The organism is Microcystis aeruginosa NIES-2549 (assembly GCF_000981785.2).
GTDB classification, from domain to species: domain Bacteria; phylum Cyanobacteriota; class Cyanobacteriia; order Cyanobacteriales; family Microcystaceae; genus Microcystis; species Microcystis aeruginosa_C.
Map to the genome: position 1 here is coordinate 219,023 of NZ_CP011304.1, position 25,536 is coordinate 244,558.

General features: G+C 44.4%; 21 protein-coding genes and 1 pseudogene. 10 read left to right on the forward strand and 12 right to left on the reverse strand.

What is annotated here, in order from left to right; genetic code table 11:
* Positions 1-2: 2 nt before the first annotated feature.
* Positions 3-1,124: a sodium-dependent bicarbonate transport family permease gene (locus myaer_RS01175; RefSeq protein ID WP_002751603.1), complete on the reverse strand. Its 1,122-nt coding sequence runs from the start codon at positions 1,122-1,124 to the stop codon at positions 3-5.
* Between the two features lie 122 nt (positions 1,125-1,246).
* Positions 1,247-2,947 (reverse strand): SulP family inorganic anion transporter, encoded by a 1,701-nt coding sequence (locus myaer_RS01180; RefSeq protein WP_046660610.1) that lies wholly within the window; start codon positions 2,945-2,947, stop codon positions 1,247-1,249.
* A gap of 303 nt (positions 2,948-3,250) precedes the next feature.
* Between myaer_RS01180 and myaer_RS01185 the strand changes: the two genes are divergently transcribed.
* Positions 3,251-4,147 (forward strand): LysR family transcriptional regulator, encoded by an 897-nt coding sequence (locus myaer_RS01185; RefSeq protein WP_046660611.1) that lies wholly within the window; start codon positions 3,251-3,253, stop codon positions 4,145-4,147.
* 376 nt (positions 4,148-4,523) lie between these two features.
* Here the strand turns inward: myaer_RS01185 and myaer_RS01190 are convergent, their stop codons facing one another.
* The 4 genes from myaer_RS01190 to myaer_RS22235 all read right to left on the reverse strand — a co-directional run bounded on the left by myaer_RS01190 (position 4,524) and on the right by myaer_RS22235 (position 6,203).
* Positions 4,524-5,141: a CP12 domain-containing protein gene (locus tag myaer_RS01190; RefSeq protein ID WP_046660612.1), complete on the reverse strand. Its 618-nt coding sequence runs from the start codon at positions 5,139-5,141 to the stop codon at positions 4,524-4,526.
* A 53-nt stretch (positions 5,142-5,194) separates the two neighbouring features.
* Positions 5,195-5,521, reverse strand: coding sequence for a hypothetical protein (locus tag myaer_RS01195; protein WP_066029439.1), 327 nt, complete (start codon positions 5,519-5,521; stop codon positions 5,195-5,197).
* A 68-nt stretch (positions 5,522-5,589) separates the two neighbouring features.
* The gene (trxA, locus tag myaer_RS01200; RefSeq protein ID WP_002778933.1) at positions 5,590-5,913 is read right to left on the reverse strand and encodes a thioredoxin; all 324 of its coding nucleotides are present in this window, start codon (positions 5,911-5,913) and stop codon (positions 5,590-5,592) included.
* A gap of 158 nt (positions 5,914-6,071) precedes the next feature.
* Positions 6,072-6,203, reverse strand: coding sequence for a hypothetical protein (locus myaer_RS22235; protein ID WP_268807298.1), 132 nt, complete (start codon positions 6,201-6,203; stop codon positions 6,072-6,074).
* Between the two features lie 47 nt (positions 6,204-6,250).
* Between myaer_RS22235 and myaer_RS01205 the strand changes: the two genes are divergently transcribed.
* The 3 genes from myaer_RS01205 (at position 6,251) to myaer_RS01215 (ending at position 10,958) form a co-directional block, all read left to right on the forward strand.
* Positions 6,251-6,691 (forward strand): recombinase family protein, encoded by a 441-nt coding sequence (locus myaer_RS01205; protein WP_046660613.1) that lies wholly within the window; start codon positions 6,251-6,253, stop codon positions 6,689-6,691.
* Positions 6,692-6,929: 238 nt separating this feature from the next.
* Complete coding sequence (locus myaer_RS01210; RefSeq protein WP_046660614.1) at positions 6,930-8,102, forward strand: CBS domain-containing protein; 1,173 nt, start codon at positions 6,930-6,932, stop codon at positions 8,100-8,102.
* 468 nt (positions 8,103-8,570) lie between these two features.
* Positions 8,571-10,958: an SUMF1/EgtB/PvdO family nonheme iron enzyme gene (locus myaer_RS01215; protein ID WP_080949697.1), complete on the forward strand. Its 2,388-nt coding sequence runs from the start codon at positions 8,571-8,573 to the stop codon at positions 10,956-10,958.
* 571 nt (positions 10,959-11,529) lie between these two features.
* Here the strand turns inward: myaer_RS01215 and myaer_RS01220 are convergent.
* Positions 11,530-11,742: a tyrosine-type recombinase/integrase gene (locus myaer_RS01220; RefSeq protein ID WP_235614792.1), complete on the reverse strand. Its 213-nt coding sequence runs from the start codon at positions 11,740-11,742 to the stop codon at positions 11,530-11,532.
* A 104-nt stretch (positions 11,743-11,846) separates the two neighbouring features.
* Between myaer_RS01220 and myaer_RS01225 the strand changes: the two genes are divergently transcribed.
* Positions 11,847-13,229 carry a Rieske 2Fe-2S domain-containing protein gene (locus tag myaer_RS01225; RefSeq protein WP_046660616.1) on the forward strand — a complete coding sequence of 461 codons (1,383 nt, stop codon included), beginning with the start codon at positions 11,847-11,849 and terminating at the stop codon, positions 13,227-13,229.
* Between the two features lie 22 nt (positions 13,230-13,251).
* Here the strand turns inward: myaer_RS01225 and myaer_RS01230 are convergent, their stop codons facing one another.
* Positions 13,252-15,375 carry a serine/threonine-protein kinase gene (locus tag myaer_RS01230; protein WP_046660617.1) on the reverse strand — a complete coding sequence of 708 codons (2,124 nt, stop codon included), beginning with the start codon at positions 15,373-15,375 and terminating at the stop codon, positions 13,252-13,254.
* A 208-nt stretch (positions 15,376-15,583) separates the two neighbouring features.
* Between myaer_RS01230 and myaer_RS01235 the strand changes: the two genes are divergently transcribed.
* Both myaer_RS01235 and myaer_RS01240 read left to right on the forward strand, forming a co-directional pair.
* Complete coding sequence (locus tag myaer_RS01235) at positions 15,584-16,252, forward strand: hypothetical protein (protein WP_046660618.1); 669 nt, start codon at positions 15,584-15,586, stop codon at positions 16,250-16,252.
* Between the two features lie 130 nt (positions 16,253-16,382).
* Complete coding sequence (locus tag myaer_RS01240; protein WP_046660619.1) at positions 16,383-17,552, forward strand: HhoA/HhoB/HtrA family serine endopeptidase; 1,170 nt, start codon at positions 16,383-16,385, stop codon at positions 17,550-17,552.
* Between the two features lie 339 nt (positions 17,553-17,891).
* Here the strand turns inward: myaer_RS01240 and myaer_RS01245 are convergent.
* Positions 17,892-19,079, reverse strand: a pseudogene (locus myaer_RS01245) (RNA-guided endonuclease InsQ/TnpB family protein).
* A 119-nt stretch (positions 19,080-19,198) separates the two neighbouring features.
* Here myaer_RS01245 and myaer_RS01250 point away from each other — a divergent pair.
* Positions 19,199-19,810, forward strand: a complete 612-nt coding sequence (locus myaer_RS01250; RefSeq protein ID WP_046660621.1) for a DUF3318 domain-containing protein — start codon at positions 19,199-19,201, stop codon at positions 19,808-19,810.
* A gap of 108 nt (positions 19,811-19,918) precedes the next feature.
* Complete coding sequence (gene recQ / locus myaer_RS01255; RefSeq protein WP_046660622.1) at positions 19,919-22,024, forward strand: DNA helicase RecQ; 2,106 nt, start codon at positions 19,919-19,921, stop codon at positions 22,022-22,024.
* A 151-nt stretch (positions 22,025-22,175) separates the two neighbouring features.
* On the opposite strand, the gene myaer_RS01260 is transcribed toward recQ, so the two are convergent.
* Both myaer_RS01260 and lnt read right to left on the reverse strand, forming a co-directional pair.
* Positions 22,176-22,418, reverse strand: coding sequence for a hypothetical protein (locus myaer_RS01260; protein WP_002740130.1), 243 nt, complete (start codon positions 22,416-22,418; stop codon positions 22,176-22,178).
* 60 nt (positions 22,419-22,478) lie between these two features.
* On the reverse strand, positions 22,479-24,005 hold the full coding sequence (gene lnt, locus myaer_RS01265; RefSeq protein WP_046660623.1) for an apolipoprotein N-acyltransferase: 1,527 nt from the start codon (positions 24,003-24,005) through the stop codon (positions 22,479-22,481).
* A 238-nt stretch (positions 24,006-24,243) separates the two neighbouring features.
* On the opposite strand from lnt, the gene myaer_RS01270 reads away from it, so the two are divergent.
* Positions 24,244-25,002, forward strand: coding sequence for a GAF domain-containing protein (locus tag myaer_RS01270; protein ID WP_046660624.1), 759 nt, complete (start codon positions 24,244-24,246; stop codon positions 25,000-25,002).
* Positions 25,003-25,083: 81 nt separating this feature from the next.
* Here myaer_RS01270 and myaer_RS01275 read toward each other — a convergent pair whose 3' ends face one another.
* Positions 25,084-25,470, reverse strand: a complete 387-nt coding sequence (locus myaer_RS01275) for a hypothetical protein (RefSeq protein WP_002739650.1) — start codon at positions 25,468-25,470, stop codon at positions 25,084-25,086.
* Positions 25,471-25,536: the final 66 nt, after the last annotated feature.

The following is a 25,536-nucleotide window of genomic DNA, read 5'->3' on the forward strand; positions in this document are numbered from 1 at the left end:
TCCTAGCCGCCGCTGAGGGCCTGGGCAAGACCAAGGAAGAACGGGATACATAAGCCGATCGCTACGGGCGTACCGATGGCCGTGGACGCGCCTATATAGGCGGAGGGATTAGCCGAGGGGATACCGGCCCGCAACGTGGGCGGCCCAGAGATGTCGGAACTAGAGGAAGCGATGACGGCCAGAACCACGACACCGCCCCAGCTGAACCCGGTGGCGTAGTGGGCAACCATGCCGAGACCGAAGGCGATTAGACCATGCACAAAGGGTGCTAGGACGCTATAGACGACATACCACTGGGCCACCTTACGCAGTTCACCCACCCTTGACCAAGCCTCCATCCCCATGACTAGCATCAAGATCGAAAGCAAGCCACGAAAGAGGGGATCGTAGAAGCTTTTATAGACAGTTTCCGGCTGGGTGAATATGCCCAAAGCCAAACCTAATAACATGGCCGATAGGGCCGGTCCGCGCAGGCTTTCTTCAATGATCGGCCAGATCTTGACCCGATTATCCGCTGGCTGCTGTAGGCTGAGATATTCCTGCCGACTGCTGGGATAATCCTGCTGATCGGAATAATCCCCGGCCGCCACCGGCTGCTTGCTAAAAGACTCGTGGTCGTGGGCCGCTTCTTTCTGCTTCTTCTTGTTAAGATAAATGTTAGCCACCACGATCGCCGTTACCAGCGCCGGGATATCCATAAAAGGATAGAGTGCGCCGGCCCAAGCCTCGTAGGGGATCTTTTGTTCTTCGAGTACCGTCAGACCGGCGGCCATAGTCGAGCCACTCACGGCTCCAAATAATCCCCCAGTAGCGATCGCATCTACCACTTTCACCTTGGGCAGATTGGCTAAGGTATAGCGGGCGACGAAGACCACAATAATCCCTACTATGACGGCAAAGATCATTGGTAATACCATTTCCGTCAGGTTGGAATTGCGGATGGCAATCCCGCCGGTCAGACCGATTTTGGTCAGCAGCATGAAGACGATGATCGTACAAATCGACTCTGGAATGACCAATTCACTCCCGAGAGCAGCAATGATCATCCCACCAATCAAAAAGGCCAGCGTTGGCGACTGCAACTGCTGGATAAAGTCCATGACAAACAATGAGAAAAAATCCACGAATACCTCCTTACGCCTCCCCTGATGAGGAGTATTAATACAAATGAACTTTCAAGAGTTAAAGAAAATAAGGGTCAGGTGATTCACCCCAACAGCAGGCGTACTTCCCAATGCGGTTAAATTTATGTCGGGTAAACCCCTTGATTAACCTCAAAATCCTCCGGTTCTTGGTGAGGATGGGTCTTGACAAAAGTTACCGCTTGTTGTAGGGCGATGGTTCTGTCCATTAGCACATGATCGGGGGGGATTTGGGCTAAAATGCCAAGACGTTCCAAACGATGCTGGATTTTGCTGGTGGCACCAACGATGAAGACTTGTAAACCTTTATCGATCGCATCTTTAATCGCATTTTCGATCGCTAAAGAAGCTGTCACCCCTAACAAAGGCACATCACTCAAGTCCAAGATTAAAACATCCGCTTCCTTCATGGCTGTGTGTTCTCTGGCGATCGCTTTCGAGACTCCAAAGATCATCGGACCACTGAGATAAAATAGGATGATGCGACCGTTAGCTTGGTTGAGTAACCGTTTTTCTTCTGGACTTAGGAGAATCTCGTCATCGTTATCGGTGATCGTTTTCACTTCCTGCGCTTGCAGTTCACTGAGGCGATCGATGGTGAGAATATTAGCAATAAAGACCCCCACACCCACAGCAACGATCAGATCGACGAATACTGTTAATAACAGTACACCGTACATGATTAGCGTCCCTTTCAGAGAAATCTTGTGAGAGCGTTTCAGGAAACTCCAGTCGAGAATATCGATCCCCACTTTTAGGGCAATCCCCGCTAATACCGCCATGGGGATACTCTTAGTTAAACCTGCGGCCCAGAGAACGACGACTAATAAAATTAAAGCGCGAGTAATGCCAGAAAGAGCAGTGGTCGCACCGGTTTGAATATTGACGACAGTTCCCATCGTGGCCCCGGCACCGGGTAAACCGCCACAGATTCCTGATACTAAGTTACCAATACCTTGACCGATCAATTCTTTATTCGATTTGTGTTCGGTACGGGTCAAACTATCGGCAATTACCGCCGTTAATAGGGTATCAATACAACCCAACATCCCTAAAACTGCCCCATCCACCAACATTGTGATCATTTGGGCAGCACTAAAGGTGGGCATTTGCAAGGTGGGTAAACCCACGGGAATATCCCCAATCCGGCGAATTTCAACACCTTGGAAGAAAAACAGCGAAATCAGAGTTCCTATCACCAAAGCTAATAACTGAGGGGGGACAAAACGCTTGAATTTCGAGGGCATCAGGAAGATGATCGCCAAGGTGATCGCCCCCAGAATGGCTTCAGGGGGATTGATATTAGAGAGTAGTTCTGGGATTTTCTGCACTGTGCCTAAAACCCCTCCTTTGGGAGCGGCTTGCCCTAAAAAGGGCGGAATTTGCAGAATAATCAGGATTACCCCGATCCCAGACATAAAGCCGGAAATAACGCTATAGGGCATCAGGGTAATGTATTTACCCATTTTGAAGATACCGAACAGAATCTGGAAAATGCCCGCTAACATGACTACCGTAAAGGCCATGGGTAGGCCTAATTCGGGATTTCTGGCGGTTAAACTGGCCACGATCGCCGTCATTACTACCGTCATCGGCCCCGTCGGTTCCGAAATTAACGTGGGGGTGCCACCAAAAAGGGCAGCAAAAAAACCCACACAGACAGCACCGTACAAACCAGAGATCGCACCAGCCCCAGAAGCTACCCCGAAAGCGAGAGCTAGAGGGAGAGAAACGATGGCAGCTGTTAGACCACCGAAGATATCACCCCGCAAATTGTCAAAATGAATACGATTGGTTATTTCCATGAGAATCCAACTGAGCAAAGGGTTTTTTGCCACAACAAAGCCGGCGGTTGAGAGACCAGCCTTGATAGACAAAAGTTTATGGTTTTTAAAGATCGATTGTTATAAATCTATACTAGAACGGATATCTTGACAAGCAAATTTTTATAAATTGAGTTTAAATCGATATATCTTTACAAAAGTATTGATTTAAACCTATGATATAAGCGGGGTGGGGAGGTTTTCACTCGTTCCCCTCCATTCCTGCTTCTGTTTAGCAAAGCTCCTCAAGGCAGTAACAGAAGTGTAGCTCTCTAGAGGCCTCTCTTGATTCACGCCACTTTACATCAACTGATTGTCTTTGAAGCGACCGCTCGTCATGGCAGTTTCACCAGGGCTGCTGAAGAACTATCGATCACCCAACCCACCGTTTCCACCCAGATGAAACAACTGACTAAAGCAGTGGGTTTACCCTTATTTGAACAGATAGGCAAACGTTTGTATTTAACCGAGGCCGGACGCAGTTTATTAGTAACCTGTCAGGCAGTCCTCAAGGATCTTGATAACTTTGAGATGGCGATCGCTGATATCAAGGGCATTAAACAGGGTAAACTGCGTTTAGCGGCGGTATCCACAGCCCAATATTTAATCCCTCAGATCCTAGGTCCTTTTTGTCAACAGTACCAAGGGGTGGATGTGTCCCTAGAATTGACCAATCACCAAGACCTAGAAGCAAGGATCATCAATAATGTTGATGACCTATATATTTTAAGCGAACCTCCCGAAGATCTAAACCTGGAGATTCAACCGTTTCTGGAAAATCCCCTTGTGGTCATTGCACGCAAAGATCACCCCCTAGCGGGACAGAAAAAAATTCCGATTAAACGGCTGCAAGGGGAACCTTTTATTATGCGGGAAATGGGATCGGGAATTAGACGGGCAGTACAGCAAATTTTTCTCGACCACGGCATCACTTTATCTCTGCGTTTGGAAATCGGCAATAATGAAGCCATTAAACAAGCAGTCGCCGGTGGTTTAGGAATCTCGGTTCTGTCTCAGCACGTCTTAAATTTAGATCCTCCCAATGGGGAATTTACCATCCTTGACGTGGAAGACTTTCCCATCCAACGCCATTGGTATGTGGTTTATCCCAAGGATAAAAAACTATCCGTGATCGCCAAGACTTTTCTTGATTATCTCCTCTCAGGGGAATTAGGGGCATAAGTAGGGTCTGCTGAAAAAGTTTTTCGTGGGGGCAGGGTGTGGGGTGTGGGGTGTGGGGTGTAGGGTTTTACCCATTTTCAGAGGGTCAATTACCTAATTTTCAGGGAAAAAGTGCCTAAATTTCCCCCCCGATCCCCCCAATGTCTGGCACTTTTTGATGGGAAAAAAGTCTAAAATTCTTATCCAACAAGGTTTTTAGATTTATTCAGCAGACTCTAAGTACCCACAGACCCCCGATCAAGTCGAATTCGGTAAGCGCAAGCGATCGATCTATCTCCGATCCGAAAAGGTGGAGAATGTTCGAGAACTCGATCGCCTGGGGAAATCGATCGGCAATATCCTCAAGGCGATCGATTCTCCCAAAACCCGCCAGGATTTAATCCTCATAAATGCGGCACTCTAAGGCATCGGGATTGGCTTCGCAGTAGGACTGAAGTGAGTTAGTCCCCTGTTTTTTAGCCCGTTGATGGGAGGCTTCGGCTTGGAGTTCCTCCACCACATCCCAGGCTGCGGCGCAATCGGGAGAGGTTTCACCCTTGGCCGCACAAATTGCCCGTGCGTCTTCCCGGGCTGCTTCAATTTCATCTTCAATGAACAACCGCTTGGGCTTTTCAACAAAATCGCTCTTGAAGAGAATATCACTCACAGAAATAATGCCCAGCAAAGTTTTGCCCTGAATCACTGGTGCGCGGCGAATGCGGGTTTGAGCAAATAACCGGGCCACATATTCCACCCCCAGTTCGGGATTGACAACCACACAGGGCTTGGCCATAATTTCATAGACCCGCATAGTTTTAGGATCGTGGCCAAAGGCCGCCACTTTGTAAACGATGTCAGTTTCGGTGACAATTCCATAGGGGTCCTGTTCATGGCGCGGTTCGACAATCAATCCCCGCAGTTGTTTTTCTTTCATCAATTTCACGGCATCGGCAACCGTTGCCGAACCACGAATGGTGACAACGTTTTGGGTCATAATTTCTTGAGCTTGCAGCATAGGAGTTGGATGGTGTTGTTAAATTAAAGAACTGGTATAAATGCAAAAGTTGACTAGGGTTGGCCCGATAGCAATTTCCTAGACTCTTGTGGGCTGAGTGCCACTTTGAACACAGATGACAAGGGCCAATGAGCGATCGCTGGTTGGGCTTGGGGCGGCACGGCCGCAGCTGTGTTCCTCTGAGTGCCTGGAGCATAGGCCTCCAGCACAGCGCCATTTTGCCAACACATGGCGATGAAATAATCACACACTGGGCATTCCGTCTGAGCAACTTGCCGGGCCGGACACTTATATCCTGCGGGCAGGCGATCGCTCAAGAGTCTTTGAGCTACGCTGCCACAGTTGGGACACCGGATTTCTATAAGCTTGTTCATCGCCATACCTCAAAATTGAATAGTGATGTGAGAAGGAAAGGGTCAACGTCGGACGTTTGCCCAGAGTGGAAGACTTATAATTGTCGTTCTACCGCAGCCGTAAATTCTTCATAGGGTTTAACCCCAACTAATGTTTCTATCAATTTCCCCTGTTTAAATACCATGACAGCCGGAATACTTTTAATTCCAAAGCGTTTGGCTACGGGTTTGTTACTGTCCAGGTCAAGTTTGAAGACTTTGGCGCGATCGCGATAGTCATCGGCCAATCGATCGATCAACGGTGCCACCAGTTTGCAAGGTCCACACCAGGTTGCTGTGCAATCTACCACCAACAGTGATTCACTCTTTAAGAGGGAATCGAATTCAGTTTCATCTTGAATAAATGTAGCCGTACCCATGTTTATATCTCCAGATTGATTTTGTGTAACTTAGTACAAATTCTCTGATCGCTGCGTTTTACAATAGAAATCCAGCCTTGACCCGCTCCTCATCTAAAAATGCCCAACCCTGGCCCCGAAACTTTCTCCCAAAAAGGGAAAGGGGTTGACGCTGAGGGCTATGAGTAAAGCAAAAAGGCATAAGTCAAGATCCACCTCCCGGGGGTATCGTCTATAGTTTGGTCGTCCCAGACATCGATGGTGACATCTAGTCCCTGCTCATGCACGGGTTTTACTTTGTAAGTCGTCATCGGCTGCTCCCAATCAAAACAAATTTGCGACGTTAAGTTACGGTAATATGGTTTTGCAAGTTATTGCATTGACATCCCCTATGACAGCGACCCCTTCAAACGATTTATCTGCCTGGGAGCGGCTAGAACAAGGTAGACAAGCAAAAGCAAGCAACGGTGGTTATGCGGGCTACGGCTCCCCTGCCTTTGGACAACGATCGATCGATGGGGAATTAGTGGATGATCCGGAAGAGTGCCGGGTCATTGAACTGATTCGCCGTCATCACAAATCGGGGAAATCCTTGCAGAAGATCGCCGATTGGCTTAATGAACAAGGCTACACCACCAAACGTGGTCAACCATGGCAGCGTATTTCCGTAAAGCGGGTGCTGGATCGACTTTATGGAAAGGTGTCCAGAATTTCCGGAGTAACCCTTCAGGCCGACCAGAACCCGGAAGTACTCACCCCAGCGTCTCGTGATGCCGCTCCTGAAACCATTAGAGGCTGAATAACCCCTAAATAAAAAGTTTCAGGCTTTAACCTGTTACATCCCTCTATGATACACCGAAGTGGGTCTAAAATCTTTACGAGTTTAATAAAAATTGTAACAAAACGTTACATCTTTTAGGAAAAAGTTAAATGACGCTACACTTTGAGATAGTTTTAGAACGGGTTTTGGCAACTCTGAGAGTCTGGGTTCTTTGCCCAGTGGCTGTTCTGTCTATCTTGGCCTTTGCGATTGCAGGATGGCGCTGATGTCCTTTGATACACCTCTGAGTTGGGCCCCCGATCTGGAAAAGGCGATCAATCGCCAACCCTTGACGGTGCCGCCAACCACTTCTCTGGCAGATGCGATCGCCATGATCGGTCAGGCCCATAGCCGTCTGTGTTTACTCACCGATGACCTATACCCTCTAGCTGCTCCGGCCGGAGAAGCGCGTGTTAGCTGTCTGCTGGTGGTGCAAGGACAAGAGTTATTAGGAATTTTGACAGAACGCGATGTGGTGCGACTCACCGCCCAAGGAATTAACCTGACCGAGACAACCGTTGCCGATGTGATGGTGCATCCCCTGATCACCTTACCCCAGCAATCTGCTCAAGACATTTTTGCTGCCCTGTTTTTGTTTCGTCGCTACCGCATTCGCCATTTGCCGATTGTGGATGACCAAGGACACTTAATCGGGGTGATTTCCCATGAAAGTATTCGCCAGATATTGCGTCCGGCCAATCTGTTGCGGTTTCGTCGCGTATCGGATGTGATGACCAGTCAAGTGGTACAGGCCCCACTCACCGCCACAGTCTTGCAATTGGCCCAGTTAATGGCGGAACATCGTGTCAGTTGTGTGGTGATCACCCAACGAGATTCAGAGGACAATGACTGCCCGGTGGGTATTGTGACAGAGCGAGATCTTGTTCAGTTTCAAGCAGTTCAAATTGATCTGCACAAAACTAGGGCCCAGACGGTGATGAGTACGCCCTTATTTCTCCTCAGCCCCGAGGATTCCCTGTGGACGGCCCATCAGGAAATGCAAAAACGGCGGGTGGGGCGTTTGGTGGTTTCTTGGAACTGGGGTCGGGGGTTGGGCATTGTTACACAAACCAGTCTGTTAAGGGTTTTTGACCCGATGGAAATGTATGGGGTGATTGAAAATTTACAACAAACCATTCAACAGCTAGAGTCCGAGCGATCGCCCTCCCTTCCTTCCCCACCAGCGGACTTATTACCCCAACGGACCCGCACCCCATCAGAAAAAGAGAGCGCTGGCGATCGCGAATTATTACTGGCCTTGCTGGATAATGCCTACAAAGACGTAAAGTATATGTTGGCTAACTTAGATATTGTCGTCGAGCAGCGGCGATCTTTGCTTCAATCTGTTCTAGATAAGCTTGAGTACCTCGGCCGTGAAATTAGCTCTTAGTAAGCTGTTCGGATCTCTTAGGTTTGGTGGGTAAAATGTATTCTAAGATACATTCCTCCTAGCGAGGGAGTGGAAGGAACCACAAAGACACAAAGAACACAAAGATTGATCGATCATAGAGTAAGTTAAACTTATCACACAGAACCTAGAAGCTCCTTAGATTGAGTGATAAAACCGAAAGTAACGCCCAATTTTAGGAGAAAGTTTCCCATGAAAAATTCCAAATTAGTAGATTTACAAAAATGAGATGCACCCAATCAAAGGCACAATCTATCTTATACTTTAATAAGTACCTAAGTAGGTAGGTGTTAAAAGTTTTCATATCCTCCCGCCTATCGGCGCCCCCTTATCAAGGGGGGATCAAGGGGGGATCAAAGGCACAATCTATCTTCAATTTAATAATTATAACCACCCACTTAATAGGATAGTTACACAACGTAAAAATTGGCTAATTCAGGAGTTATTATTATGCTAGACCAAATGATGAAGATGTTGGAAGGGCAACAAATAGGCCCCTATCGTCTTAATAAGTTTCTCGGTGCCGGTGGTTTTGGGGGTGTATTTCATGCTAGTGAAATGGTCAGAAATACATCGGTCCAAGAAGTTGCTATTAAAGTTATTCCCGAAAGTAGCGATGATAAATTAATTGAATTAACAAATGCCAGAAAGTTAGAACATTCTAATTTAATTAAGGCTTATTCAGTGGGGGAATTTACTTTTCTCAATACGGAGATGCTTTATTTAGTGATGGAATTGGCACAGGGTAGCCTAGAAAATCACATCGCTAAAGGCGGTTTGTCAGCGGATGAGATTAAAAATATTACTGCTCAAGTCGCCCAAGGTTTAAATTATCTTCATGGACAAAATAAAGTCCATCGAGATTTAAAACCGGGTAATATCCTCAAGGTTAATCAACAATACAAGTTAGCAGATTTTGGCTTAATTAGAACCTTAAATAACAAAAGTCACACTCAAACAGTCCACAATAGCGGTACAATTATTTATATGCCTCCCGAAGCCTTTAGGGGGGATATTTCCTCAGCCTGGGATCTGTGGTCATTGGGTATTATGTTAATCGAAATGACCACTAATCAACTTCCCTATAAGTTTAATAATGATATTCACCAGTTAATGGCGAAGGTGATGAATTGTGAGCTACAAATCCCTAGTTTACCGAAAGAGTTTAAACAGATTATTGAAGGGTGTTTGCAAAAAGATAGAAAACAAAGATGGACAGCACAACAGGTTTTAAATGCCTTACAACCTCTGGGATGGACTTCTCCCCCGTCACCTCCACCAGCACCGGCAGCAGTCAAAAAGCCTGTTTCACCAATACCCCTAATTGCTTCACCTACTCCATTTACCGAAAAACTACCCAACGGAGTAACACTAGAGATGGTGAGCTTACCAGCAGGTAAATTTCTCATGGGATCTCCTGACAGTGATTCTGATGCTTGGGATTCTGAAAAGCCTCCACACCAAGTTAAAGTCAACAGTTTTGCGATTGGGAAATATCCAGTGACTCAGGCACAATATGAAGCGGTAATGGGAACCAATCCCTCTCGGTTTAAAAACAATCCGCAAAATCCGGTAGAAAGGGTTAGTTGGAACAATGCTCAAGCTTTTTGTCAAAAATTGAGTCAAATAACAGGGAAAACCTATCGCCTACCGACGGAAGCGGAATGGGAATATGCTTGTCGTGCGGGGACCACTACTCGCTATTATTTCGGTGATGATGCTAGTCAGTTAGGAGATTACGCTTGGTATAGCGCAAATTCTCAGAGTAAAACTCATCCTGTGGGACAGAAAAAACCCAATGCTTGGGGACTGTATGACATGATTGGCAATGTTTGGGAGTGGTGCGAAGACGATTGGCACGATAACTATATCGGAGCGCCAAAGGATGGATCGGCGTGGCTTATCAAGAACGATAATCGTTCTCAGTCTCTTAAGTGTCTGCGGGGCGGTTCTTGGTACGACTACCCTAATCTCTGTCGTTCTGCCAACCGCAGCGGGGGCAACCCCCTCGGCGACTACATCAACTACGGTTTTCGGGTAGTGTGCGGTGCTGGGGGGAAAAGTATCGCTACTGTAACATCTACACCCCTACCTAAAGAATCGCCAACTCCACTGACAAACTTTACCGAAAAACTACCCAACGGAGTAACACTAGAGATGGTGAGCTTACCAGCAGGTAAATTTCTCATGGGATCTCCTGACAGTGATTCTGATGCTTGGGATTCTGAAAAGCCTCCACACCAAGTTAAAGTCAACAGTTTTGCGATTGGGAAATATCCAGTGACTCAGGCACAATATGAAGCGGTAATGGGAACCAATCCCTCTCGGTTTAAAAACAATCCGCAAAATCCGGTAGAAAGGGTTAGTTGGAACAATGCTCAAGCTTTTTGTCAAAAATTGAGTCAAATAACAGGGAAAACCTATCGCCTACCGACGGAAGCGGAATGGGAATATGCTTGTCGTGCGGGGACCACTACTCGCTATTATTTCGGTGATGATGCTAATCAGTTAGGAGATTACGCTTGGTATAAAGGAAATTCTCGGTATAAGACTCATCCTGTTGGTGAGAAAAAGCCCAATGCTTGGGGACTCTATGACATGAGCGGCAATGTTTTCGAGTGGTGCGAGGACGATTGGCATAATAGCTATGAGAATGCGCCAAAGGATGGCAGTGCTTGGCTGACAAATGATACTGATTATCAAATAGTGCGGGGCGGTTCTTGGTCTTTTAATCCCAATGACTGCCGTTCCGCTTACCGCAGCAGTAACGACCGCCGCGACTACATCGACCTCACCATCGGTTTTCGGGTGGTGTGCGGTGCTGGGAGGACTCTGTAACCCTTTTTCTCTTTTTTACCCTTTTTCTCTTTTTCTCTTTTTCCCGCCGCTAGGCGGGTCGATTTTTTTTTTGAGATTTTTAATGGCTTCCATTACTGTTAATATCTCAGATGAACAGTTGAAGACTTAATTAGGGTTTGCATAGAAGATTCGATTTTCAATTTCTGTCGATGGCGTTTGGAACAAGGGGTTAAGGCTTGTGTTCGATGCCATCAAATCACTACAGATATGCCAATAATCCCAGATGATAGAGAATAGATATTTCCGAAAATTAAATATGCGTAACCTGAAACACTTGGTAGGGACAATTCATGAATTGTCCCTACATTTTTGGAGTATAAATCATGAATTGTCCCTACATTTTTGGAGTATAAATCATGAATTGTCCCTACATTTTTGGAGTATAAATCATGAATTGTCCCTACATTTTTGGAGTATAAATCATGAATTGTCCCTACATTTTCGGAGTACAATTCATAAATTGTTCCTACGTTTTCGGAGATGTCTAATGATGATACAGCTAGTCTCTCTGCTATAGTACAAAAGTAGTTTAGCATGATACCCCACTCAATTAACTAAAAATCTTTTCAAGCGCGTTTTTTGTGCGATCGGGATCTAATTCAATATAGCGCTGTAAATTCGCGATCGAAGCGTGTCCGCTCACCGCTTGAATTGTTTTAAGGTCGGTTCCCCGGCGTGACAATTCGGTGATACAAGAACGGCGGCCGCAGTGAGTGACAATTTTTTTGTCATCCAGTCCGACTTTACACGCGGATTTTTTCAAATAGCTCTGGTGTTTGTTTCCCCAGCATATACCGGCATCTGTCCCCTTTTGTGGATTAAATTTGTTAGATTTTGTAGTAGAAATGTTAACTTATCTTAAAATTTATGCTGACCAGCACTGCTACCCATCCCGTCGGGGGAACAGCTATCGATCGCTTTGATTGTCGTCAAGTTTGGTATCCTATCTACTACGTCAAAGATTTAGACAAAAAGCAGCCCCAACGCTTTACCCTACTAGAAGAGGATTTAGTGATTTGGTGGGACAAAAATCAGCAAGAATGGCGAGTTTTTGAGGATAAATGTCCCCATCGCTTGGCTCCTCTCTCAGAAGGTCGTCTTAACGAAAGCGGACATCTAGAATGTCCCTATCACGGTTGGTCTTTTTCCGGAGGGGGAGACTGTGAATTTATTCCCCAACAACCAGAAAACAGTCAAGCTAACACCTCTCGACGCGCTTGTGTGCGGTCTTTTCCCACGGCTATCCGTCAGGGATTATTATTCGTTTATGCGGGTAATCCCGAAAATGCTCCCCTGACTGCGATTCCAATTATTGAACCCATGGAGGAGGATGCCGATGCTTGGATTTGTTTGGATACCTTCCGAGATCTACCCTACTCGGCCGTCACTTTAATCGAAAATATTATCGATTCTAGTCATGTTCCCTATACCCATCATCTCACCATCGGTAATCGGGCCAATGCCGCTCCTATGGAGTTAGAAATTATCGAGTCCAATCGTCAGGGATTTAAGGGAATTTGGCCCGAAGGACCGCGTAAAGGTCAATTAGGTCAGCAATACAGCAATTTTATCGCCCCCGGATTAATTTACCACGATCTCACCTCGGAAAAGTTCGGACGGACTTTAACAGCAGTCTATGCAACCCCCATCCGTCAGGGAGAATGTCGTCTCTTTGCTCGTTTTCCCTTTAAATTTAACTCTAAGCTGCCGAAATTCTTCATTAAGCTTACTCCCACTTGGTATTCCCACATCAATCAAAACGCTATTCTCGAAGATGATCAGATTTTTCTCTACTATCAAGAGCGTTATCTGCAAGCTCGGGGGGATAGTCGGAATTTTAGTCAAGCTTGTTATCTCCCCACGAAAGCGGATTTATTCGTGTTCGAGTATCGCAATTGGGTTAATCAATACCAAGCTGATCCTTTTGCCGGTCAACCTTTCCCCCCCCTACAATCAAAAGAGATTCTCCTCGAACGCTATCACTCCCATACCAAAAATTGTGCTGTTTGTCAAGGGGCTTTAAAAAATATTAATCGTCTCCGGGGGTTAACATTAGCGATCGCTATTATTCTTGGTCTATCTTTACCACTTTTAGCCCTAATTTTCGCTCAATCGGCCCTTGTTCCCGTGACAGTGCTGACAGCATTAACTGTCATTATGGTGGCAGTTTATTGGCGCTTGGGAGAACTGATAAAACAGTTTTATCAAGGACGGGAACTATTGCCGAGAAATACTGGTAAAAAGCGCTAAAGCTACAGGAAAAGAGCGGAAGTTAGGGAACAGGTTCCTCATTATCCATTTTCGGGGTTTGGTTTTGGAGAGATTGCTGAAGTTCTTGCCAGCGAGTTTCTGCCAGTTGTTTTTGTGTTTGCACTTCTCGGTCATTGGAACGATAACGAAGTGATTCTTGATAAGCTTGAATCGCTCGCTCGTATTGACCGAGTTTAAAGCAACTATTGCCTAAACTTTTCCAGGTTTCTGGGTTATCTTTTTGTCTTTGAATCGCCTGTTGATAGGCGATTATGGCTTGAGAATAGTCGCCTAAACGATACCAAGCGTTACCGATACCGATAAAAACTTCGGCTTTTCGGGAAGAAATACGGCGAGCTTTTTCGTAGGATGATATCGCTTCTTGAAATCTTTCCAGTTGATGAAGTAATGCCCCTTGATTTAACCAAGCTTGATAATAATTAGAATTGGCCTCAGTTGCTTGCGTAAATGCCTGCAAAGCTTCTGAGTTGCGGCCTAATTTTTGCAAAATAATCCCTTGACTATAGTGAGCTTGGGAAAATTGGGGATTAAATTGTCCGGCTTTGCTATAACTTTCTAAGGCATCATTAATTTTATTTAATTGATAGAAACTATTACCTTTTTGATACCAAATTAAGGCATTATCTGACTCGATCGCTAGAGCCTGATCGTAGGCTTTAACTGCCCCTTCATAATCCTCAAGATTTTGTAATGCCCAGCCTTTTTTATACCATATTTTGGCATCATTTTTTTGAAAAGTTAACAATTTTTCCAGAGCTTTTTGGGCGGCGGAATATTGTTGCAGTTCTAGATAGATATCGGCTTTACCTTGCCAAGCTTGACTAGCAGCAGCATTAATAGATAAGACCCGCTCAAAACTTTCTAAAGCCTCCTGATTTTTATCTAATTTATCTAAAGCTTCTCCGCGACCGAGCCAAGCTTGCCAAGCGGAATCCGGGTTAATTTGAATAGCTTTTTCGTAGGTATTTAAAGCTTCCGAGTATCTTTTTAAAGCTAATAAAGCATCGGCTTGTCCTTGCAATGCCTCAAGATAATCGGGATTAATTTTTAAGGCTTTACCATAGGAATTAATGGCATCAGTATAGCGTTTAAGTTGATAAAAAGTCTGACCTTGTTGATAGTAACTAAGAGAATTACGAGAATTTTGCCAATAGTCAAAACCCAGATAAGCACCAGCTATTAAGCCAATTGTCCCAAAGACAAACAAGATTTTTGTTAGCCAAGATTTCCCTTGACGAGCAACTCGACCTTGGGGTTTCACCGCCTGGGTAGTTTTCGGATCGAGATGATGAATTTTACCTAATTTTCTCAGAGCGATTAATGCTTCACTGGCACTGGTATAACGCTGACGAAAATCATAGCGGATCATCCGATCAATAATATAGCTAAACTCGGCGCTAGTCATGGCCAAATGTTGCCAGAGAATTTCCCCCGTGCGAGCATCCAATGGAATATCTTCGGGAGCTTTACCGGTTAAAGCTTGTAATCCAATCATACCAGTGGCATAGATATCGCTACTAAAACGGGGATAACCCTGGGCCTGTTCACTGGGGAAATAACCGGGGGTTCCGATAGCGACTGTAGAAACGGTTTTACCTTCTTTAACTACTTGAGTGCTAATTTGTTTGACAGCACCAAAATCAATTAAAACCAATTGATCATCTTGACGGCGACGAATAAGATTGAAGGGATTAACATCGCGATGGATCACCTGTTTGTGATGGACAAATTCCAGAATTGAGAGAATTTCTGTTAATAAAACTACTACTTTCTCTTCATTTTGCCTATAGACACCGGCAGTAATTTCTGTGGCTAAATCTTCCCCCTCAATGTATTCTTGCACGAGGAAAAATTGACCATTTTCCTCAAAATAAGCAAATAAACGGGGAATATGACGATTAATGCCCAATTCTTGCAGGATTTTCGCCTCGGTTTCAAAGAGTCGTCTAGCGATGGCTACAGTTTCCGCATCCCGGCACTGGGGTTGAAATTGTTTGATCACACAGCGATTTTGATTGGGTAACTGGCGATCGCAGGCCAAGAAAGTCTGTCCGAATCCCCCTTTTCCCAATTGACGGATAATTTGGTAGCGATGACTAAGGATTTTTCCGGCAGCGAGTTCCATAGACGATGGCAATCCGAGGTTTTTTACTATTCTAGGCTTTTCGGCTCTCCTTTGCGGTCGATGGACAAAATGGGTAAATTCTGCCATTCTACTTTTTTCCCTATAGAGAGGGAAAAAATTCCCTGTTGAGGGGACTGACATGACAGGCAGAAGAAAATAATCTAGAAATAGAGAAAGTTCACTGTTGTTTTTTGAGAGGATAACCGCTATGTCTATCAATCCTGTTACTAGAGCCAGCACAGCTTTACTGATTACCCTGCTGATGGGGTCGATGTCCGGCACTTTTCCCGTCCTCGCTCAAAGTAATATTAATCGGCCACGTCTCATCGCTCAACAAATCTCGATTCCGGCAGGAACAGTTATCCCTTTGAATTACGAGAAAGCCGATAAAATTTTAGTTTCTAAAAGTGATGTTATTCCTCTGACTTTAACCGTAGCCAGAGATATTCGTAACCGGAATGGGAGTGTGGTGATTGCGGCAGGAAGTGAAGTCAAGGGTACTTTACAAGCGGTGGGCCAAGGTGTGCGCTTTATTGCCAATGAAATTGCCCTCGATGGGGGTAATCGTACTATTCCCCTCAATGGCACTTCGCGATTAATTACTACCACTGAAACCGTGCGTAAAGGGGCAAAAACTCAAGATATCTTAGCGGGAACCGTCGCCGGTGCGGGGGCAGCCACAGCGATTGCTGCTCTTACGGGCGATCGCAAGATCGAAGTTCTCGACGTTTTAGCGGGGGCAGCCGTGGGAACCCTTGCAGGATGGGGTTTACCGACGGCGGGAATAGTCGGTGGTAGTTCCGTGCAGTTATACTCTGTTAACCCCGATCGAGATTTAAATATTACCCTGCAATCGCCCCTAGTGATCAGAGATTAGTTAGGGTCTGCTGGCGGATTTGGTGTCAACCATCGATTTAAACGGAGCGATCGATTTGTTAGATTTTTAATAGTCCGTCTGTCAACCAATAGACAGAAACAGTCAAAACATCAGAATCAGAGATCAAAGTATGAAACTTCCTACAGGGTTACGGCGAACTATTACCCACGCTTTGGCAACTTTTCTGGGAGTTATGCTCGGTTTTAGCAGTTTAGCGGCGGTAAATGCTCAAAATCTGCCCAGCACTGCCGCCGATCTGGTCAGAATCCCCCCGGAGATGACGGCGGAAAGTTTTGTCGCTAAGGCAGTGGCCCGCACGGGTGCGGCAGTGGTGCGAATTGACACCGAAGCGATCATTACTCGTCCCAATAGCCCCTTTTTTGATGATCCTTTTTTTCAGGAGTTTTTTGGGGAACAGTTTCGTGTTCCCACCCAGCAGCGAGTGGCGGGCCAGGGATCGGGTTTTATTATCGATGGCAGTGGTTTAATCTTAACTAATGCCCATGTGGTCGATAATGCCGATAAGGTAACGGTAACTTTAAAAGATGGTCGTAGCTTCAAGGGAGAAGTACGCGGTACTGATGAGATCACTGATTTAGCCGTAGTCAAAATTAATCCCCAAGGGGAAAATTTACCTGTAGCCGTCCTGGGCAATTCCTCATCCATACAAGTGGGGGACTGGGCGATCGCTGTAGGCAATCCCGTCGGTCTAGATAATACGGTAACTTTAGGAATTATTAGCACGATCGGGCGCTCGGCGGCTAAGGCGGGTATTCCCGATAAACGCATTGATTTTATCCAAACTGATGCCGCTATTAACCCGGGTAATTCCGGCGGTCCTTTACTCAACGCCCAAGGGGAAGTCATCGGCATCAATACGGCGATTCGTGCTGATGCCATGGGCATCGGTTTTGCCATTCCCATCGACCGGGCCAAGCAGTTACAAGCGACCCTAGAATCAGGTCAAAAGGTGGCCCATCCCTATATCGGTGTGCAGATGATTAATCTAACTCCCGATTTAGCCCGGGCTAATAATCAAAACCCCAATTCTGCCATGATCGTGCCGGAAGTGTCGGGAATTTTGGTGGTGAAAGTTCTACCCAATACCCCCGCCGAAAAAGCCGGGATCCGTCGCGGGGATGTGATTGTCAAAGCTAATAATCAACCGGTTAGCGATGGCGCTCAGTTACAGGAAATGGTGGAAAAAACTGGGATCGGTCAATCTTTACCCCTAAGAATCAGAAGGGGTGAAAGGGCGCTCGATCTCACCGTAATCACCGCCCAAATGTCAAATCAGTAATCAGTTATCAGTTATCAGATGTAAGTTTTCAGTTTAACGCCAGTTCGGTTTAAGGGAATTTTGCCATAGCTTCCACGAAAGAATAGGAGTTTCAGGCTACGGTAGCATCAGGGTTTTAGCTTATCCCGAACTGAGGTTAATTCCTTCTTTCAAAACTATACCTATTAATCGTTTCCCTTTTTTTTAAGTTTCTTCTCTTTTTGTTAAGAAAGATCCGACTAATGGATAGCCTTGATAAGGGGGGTGTCTGATAATTTTTAACGCCTACCTACTTAACTCAGAAAGCGATTATACTCATTGACATCCTCACCGCCGTAAACGGACGGTGATTCCCAAACCTCACGATTTAGGCTTCTGCTTCTTTTCCGAAGGATTTTTCGCACCTGCCTTAACAGATTTACTCTGTTCTGGTCATCAGGTCGCTCTACAGACTGACACCGCAAGCCCTGCGGCCAAAATGTTTTTACTGGCGTTAATATCTCGGTCATGGTGAGTCCCACAGTCTGGACAGTCCCATTCTCGAACATTTAACGGCATTTTCTCAGCAATATACCCGCAATTACTACACCTTTTAGAGCTAGGAAACCATCTATCTATTTCGATGTAATTTCTCCCATACCAACGGCATTTATAGGCTAATTGTCTAGTGATTTCACCCCAGCTTACATCAGATATTGCCTGAGATAACTTGGGGTTTTTGACCATATTCTTGACGGCTAAATTCTCAACCACAATCGTTTGGTTTTCACGAACTAATTGAGTCGTTAGCTTATGTAAATGGTCTTTTCTGTTATCAGTAATTTGAGCGTGAATTCTGGCTACTTTGATTCTTGCTTTTTCTCGATTCTTTGAGCCTTTCTGTTTTCGAGAAAGGCTTTTTTGTGCCTTTCGCAGTCTCCGATAATGCTTTTTAAAATGCTTGGGATTAGATACTTTATCGCCGTCGCTGGTAATTACTAGGCTACTAATTCCTAAGTCAATTCCAATGGCTTTATCTGTTACTGGTAATGGCTTAATTGTTGGGTCATCAAATCTAATTGAAATATGCCAACGTCCAGAAGGATGTAATCTGACTGTTACTGTACTTGGTTCACAGCTTTCTGGTATTTGTCTTGACCATCGAATAGGTAAAGGTTCTGTGCATTTGGCTAAATAGATTTGTCTGTCTTTAAATTTAAAAGCAGATTTGGTAAATTCGGCACTTCCTCCCTGATGTTTTTTCTTAAAGTTAGGATACTTAGTACGACCAGCCAAGAAATTAGTAAAAGCTGTTTGTAGGTGTCTTAACCCTTGTTGTAAGGGTACACAGCTTACCTCATTGAGAAAGTCTAATTCTTCTTGCTTTTTCCACTCGGTTAGCATTGAAGAAGTTTGAACGTAGCCTACTCTTTCTTGTCTTTCGTACCATGCTTGTGTTCGTTCGTGGAGAGCTTTGTTGTAAACTAATCTTACACAGCCCAAAGTGCGTCGCAATAGCGACTCTTGTTCGGGTGTGGGGTAAAATCGAAACGAATAGGCTTTTTCCATACCTCACATTTTAGCATATATTTCGTAAATGTGCTAATATTTAACAGTAAAGCCGTCGTAGAACGACGGGGTTTCAGACCCAAAATTTTCGATGATTAAAGACTATTGGCTGGTGATCGATGAACCAAGACAACGAGATTAGTCATTTACTAGACCTCATGCCCGCTTCGGGAAGGATGATGACGCGCATTGTCAGCAAACCCGAAAGCCCCAAGGTAATCGAAACTAATTTTCCCCTGCCCTGGCAAAGAGGAGTCAGACCGATTCCAATTAATTTTGACCTCTGGCGGCAATTATCAAGATCCCAACGGGATTTAGTCTTGTTAAGGGCTGTCTCTGTTTTAACGGCAGTAAAATGGTTTAAACCCGATATCGATCGAGCAATTGCTCTGGCTGGTATGATCGGTTTAACCGTGGAAACTCTGCAAACCGATGCTGTCGGTATGGCAGTGGCTGGGGGTTTAACTGCCTTGGCAATTAACCGGATTTGGCGGGAAAAACGCAGCCCCCAACGGGAATTAGACGCGGATGAAGCGGCCCTAAAAGTGGCCGTTAGACGCGGTTACACGGAAACCGAGGCCGCCAAAAGTTTATTATCAGCTATTGAGACTATAGCCGAAATTGAGGGGCGATCGAGTCTCAATTTTAACGAGTTATTGCGCTGTCAAAATCTGAAAAAATTAGCCAATCTCTCCTTTGTTGGTGTTCCCGATCAGGTGAGACAATCTTAAAGTCAGTTGTTTTGGCTATCAGCTTTCTTTTTACCGATTACCGATCACTGATCACTTAAATCCCTAACCCTAAAATAACTACTATAAAAATATTTTCCCCCTTGCTCAATGGCTGCAATTGACTCTTTAGAAAAAGCCTTAAAATATTACTTTGGCTACGATCAATTTCGACCGAATCAACGCCAAATAATTGAGGCTGCTTTAAATAATCAGGATTTATTAGTAATTATGCCCACCGGAGGCGGTAAATCTCTCTGTTTTCAGCTACCTGCTTTGATCAAAAAAGGGGTGACGGTGGTGGTTTCTCCCTTAATTGCTTTAATGCAGGATCAAGTAACTGCTTTAGCTGATAATGGTATCGGGGCAACATTTCTCAATAGCACTTTAAACGCTAAACAAGTTAGAGACAGAGAATCTTTAATCCTGCAAGGAAAAATTAAACTGTTATATGTTGCGCCAGAAAGATTATTATCGCCTAGTTTTTTAGACTTTTTAGCTGTTATTGATAATTACCTCGGTTTAGCCTGTTTAGCAGTGGATGAGGCACACTGTGTCTCCGATTGGGGTCATGATTTCCGCCCTGAATATCGACAAATTAAACAAGTCCGTCAACGCTTTCCCTCCGTGCCAATTCTGGCTTTAACTGCCACCGCAACTCAACAGGTTAGGGAAGATATTATCCAACAATTAGGATTGCGAGATACTTCCACTCATATTGCTAGTTTTAATCGTCCTAATCTTTATTATGAAGTTCAACCTAAAACCAGTAAATCTTATCAGCAATTGTATCAATATATTAAAGGACAAAAAGGGTCTGGTATTGTTTATTGTATCAGCCGCAAAACCGTCGATCAAGTTGCCGAACAGTTACAAAAAGATGGTATTAATGCCCTACCCTATCATGCGGGTATGGACGATCGGGAAAGAAGCGAGAATCAAACCCGTTTTATTCGGGATGATGTGCAGATTATGGTGGCGACAATTGCCTTCGGTATGGGGATTAATAAACCGGATGTGCGCTTTGTCGTTCATTACGATTTACCCCGCAATTTAGAGGGATATTATCAAGAATCGGGCCGCGCCGGTAGGGACGGAGAACCGGCTAAATGTACCCTCTTTTTTAGCTTTGCAGATGCCAGAAAAATTGAGTATTTTATTAACCAAAAAACTGAGCAAAATGAACAACAGAAAGCTCGTCAACAATTGCGACAGGTGTTAGATTATGCCGAGGGGACTGAATGTAGAAGATCTAGTGTACTAGGCTACTTTGGAGAAAGTTTTGCGGGTAACTGTGGTAACTGTGATAACTGTCGGAATGGAACAAATAACCAGGATTGGACGATCGAAGCACAAAAATTTTTATCCTGTGTGGCGCGGACGGGACAGAAATTCGGTATGATGCACATAATCAACGTACTCAGGGGAGGAAAAGGTGAAAGAATCACCCAATATCAACATCATTTATTATCCACTTATGGCATCGGTAAAGATAAAACTGTGGGGGAGTGGAAACGTTTAAGTCGTTCCCTTGTCCAGCAAAATCTACTGGTAGAAACAGAAGACAATTTTAGAATCTTGAAACTTAATCAACACAGTTGGGAAGTGATGCGGAAACAACGTTCCGTCTTTATTGCCGTCCCCCAAAAAGCTAACGGTCCAATCTTGGGAGACGACAATCCCAATATGGTGGAAAGTGATTTATTATTCGAGCGCTTGCGGCAACTGCGGAAAAAAATTGCCGATAGTCAAGGGGTTCCTCCCTACGTTATTTTCCATGATTCTAGTCTGCGTTTGATGGCCCAATCAAAACCCCGGAGTTTAGGGGAGTTTCGTCAAATTTCTGGAGTAGTACACAGCAAAGTCCAACAGTATGGGGATATATTTATAGCGGCAATTAATGATTTTTGTCAGGATAGTCTTCCCTCTACTCAATTCCTGACTCTCCAATACTATCAAGATGGTTTGAATGTGGAAGAAATCGCTCGCAAAAGAAGCTTAAAAGTCTCAACAATCTATGAACATTTAGCTAAATTGCTGGAAGCTGGTTACAAAATTGATATTAATCAGTTAGTTTCTAAGAATAAACAGGAATATATTCGTTTAGCGATTAAAAAAGTGGGCGATCAATCCCTAAAAACTCTCAAAGAAAATCTGGGAGATAATTATAGTTATGAGGAAATTAAATTAGTTGTTGCTTGGCAAAGACGACTTTAAAAACTATAGGAGGGGGGGAATTATAAATTATAAATTATGAATTATTAAGTGGGGAAGTGGGGAAGTAGGGAAGTTTTTTCAGTAAACAGTGAACTGATAACTGATAACTGATAACTGATAACTGATAACTGATAACTGAATTCAGCAGACCCTATTTAGGGGACAAGCGTTCTTGAATTTTATTAATCGCCCAGCTTAAAATCGCCCCCGCAATTAAAATACTAATAGCAGGATTGAATAGGGGCAGCCAAAGACGCTGAAAAAGTTTAAATCCTAGGGGAATTCCCGTGGATTCACCGATAACAGCCACGGCAAACCAGAGAAAACCCGCTATCACTAAAAACACATCAAATATTAAGATTCTATTCAACCACTTGACAAATTGCTCTTTCATTGCATCAAAAACTTAGGTTATTTATACAGTTTATTCACGAAAAAGTATAGCACTGTCACCTTAATCCCAAGCTCTCCAGAGCCAAGCTAGTCCGGCAGTAATGATTAAAACTTTGGTTAACCAATCTCCCCAGCGCACATATAAAGTCCTCGTATCTCGTCGATAAATTGTTTCGCTATGGATTTGATATTTATCTAAATCCGATAGCCAAAGGTGATTACCGTGGGGATCGACAAAAGCAGAATAACCTGTATTGGTGGCCCGGGCCATCCATCGATCGGTTTCGATCGCTCGCATGGTATCCTGAGCATGGTGTTGAGCGGGCATGGCGTGGCTATAATGGGCGTTATTAGAAGCAGTAATAATAAATTCGCCTCCCCTAGCAGTTTGACGGCGAAAATGTTCGGAAAAAGCCGACTCGTAACAAATGCCCACAATTATTTTACCGAAAGGACTGTCAATAATTTGATCGGGATCTCCCTGGATTAAATGCGCTTGCAAGGGAGAAAGGCGATCAACAATTCCGCCTAAAATTTCCTGAAAAGGAACGTATTCGCCTAAAGGCACGAGAATTACTTTATCATAGCGACTAATCACCTGTCCCTCGCCATCAATGGTCAAGAGACTATTGTTATAACCCTTGTCCACCTTGCCAAATGCACCCAACCAGATCGGCGTTTTTTTGGCTAAAATTGCCGAATAAATCGAGCTATTATTGACTAAGTTCTCCCAATAATAGGGTAAGGCGGTTTCAGGAGTTAAGACGGCATCTACTCCTTGATCGGCGAGAATTTGATAACCAGAGGTGTAACCTTCGAGTGCCTTTTGAAATCCCCGGGGTGAAAGTTTAATCGTGTTGGGAATATTGCCCTGAATTACGCCAATTTTTATCCCTAAATCCCTTGACTTTTCGATCGGTTTATGGTATGTGTTCCATCCCCAGAGATGGAGGCTAAAACAAATGAGGAGGGGTAAAGAGAGAAAAGCGAGATTTTGCCGCGATTGACGGATTAGGAGCAAGCTTTCGGCGATTAAACCGTTAATTGCGACAATTGCCGCCGTTACCGTCGTAAAACCCGATAATTTGCCCAATTGCAGAATCAATAAATTATGGGGACTTTGACTATAAGCAAGGGTAGTCCACCAGAGAGGGGATTGACTCCAGAGAGATTCTAACCCACACCAGAGGGCAGTACCGATGAAAACCCGCAGGAGAGCATCCCCAAAAGATGACTGATTAACACTTTTGTTGACATAAAACATAACTAACGTCCAAGTTAGCACGATCGCCGTTCCCCAAAAAGTAATAAACAACCAACAAAACAGAGCAATTAACAAACTCGCTAACCAGGGGACACCCATCCACGTCATCGGGTGAATTCCCGTGATCCAGAATAAAGCGAGACCATGGTAGGCAAAACCCCAGCCAAAACCGTATAAAAGCTGTTTTTTTAGGGATTTTTCCGCTAATCTCACAACCATCCACAGGGGGACGAGAGAAATCCAAGCGAGTAACCACCAAGAAACCGGCGCTACTGTTATCCCCATCCCCACACCAGCCAAAATTGCCCAGAGAAAACGCACCATCTTTCATTCCAGTCAGGTTAAACTTGTCTGAACCACTAGATCAGAGTAGCTAGAGGGAAGACAAAAAACAAGAGACAGACAGAAGTTTTTCAGCACATCTACAATAGAGCAGTTAACGAGTAAAAAAAGCCCTTCCATGAGATGCTATGGCAAGCTATAGACTCAGACAAACAAGGAGATGGGGAATGTCACCCTCACCCTGAAAGTCTAAACTCGGACTGAATAAGTGATTGAATACATGAATAATTTTAACCCCAAATTGACTACTCTGGCTCTTGTCTTGAATGTTGAGGAAAATCTCGAAGATATTTTTCAGAAAATAGCTAGTATGAGCGCTCATCAATTGCGAGCGCGGCACTGTTCAATCCTGTTAAGCTCTCCACAGGAATTAAAAGGGGAAATTACCGATTATCTAGAAGTTTTTGCCCATTATGATGCTCTATCACCTTTGGCTGATCAAGAAATAATTAGACTTGATCAAGCTATTGCCAGCACTGTAGCAGCGACAGGGAAACCTTTACTAATTAAGGATATAACTAGATCGCCATTTGCCAGTGCAGCCAGTTATCCCAAAAGAGCAAATAATAATAGTTTTATATCCGTACCGATTATTCTGAATCAGCAGGTAATCGGAGTAATTAATCTCAGTTTTCCCCTAGACAAAAAACATTTTGAACCATTAGATTTAGAAATCTTGCAGTTATTCGCTCAACAGGCTGCCCAATCCCTGCAAATTTTTCATTTGCAAGGGATGTTAAAATCTCGTTTTGTGGCTATGGCAGTGACTAGAGAAATAGCAGAAATTCAGTCCGAACATTCGATCGCTGTCCATCCTTATCCCCCGAAATTAGCCAAAATTGTTGCTAAGGCTTTTTTTAAAGAATTAACTCAGGCCGGTTTTGGAACCCATGAAGTTATTGAGATTGCCAATGAGGTTTTGAATTTACTACAAAAGACTCTTAATAAACATAAAAATCGTCTGGAAGGAAAAGATTGAGCGCTAGTCAGGGGTTAAAATCTACTAACTTGCCCCTCCCGTGCAGTCCCAAGTAATAATTGAGATGGTTAACAGCTTAATTTACTGATTGCCACTGCCGTCCTGCCGTCCTAATTCATAGACACCGGAGGCAACACAAGCGAGAATACCGACACTAATCGGCCAACTTTTTCCCAAACTAATCTCAATTAACCAATCGGAGAAACCACCGAGAATGAGAAAGGGAATAATACTAAAGATAGAGGCATAAAAAGCATTTTGGGATTCTCTGGCGACGCGAGTTTTTTCAAACTCCTCTAGGGAAGTATAGAGGAAACGCTCGGCAAAATTAAACCAGCGATAGAAAATTTCTATAAACCAATTTCGCACCCCAGCTAACCCCAAATATAATGCTAAAGACCAGAGACAACTACCGGCAATAAAAGCCGGGGAAATATTGATAGTGAAGGGCAGAAAGTCGATTACCATAAATGAGAGCCACAGAAGTGGTAAATTTGAGCGAACGGCTTGATCGATCTTAACAAGTCTTGACCC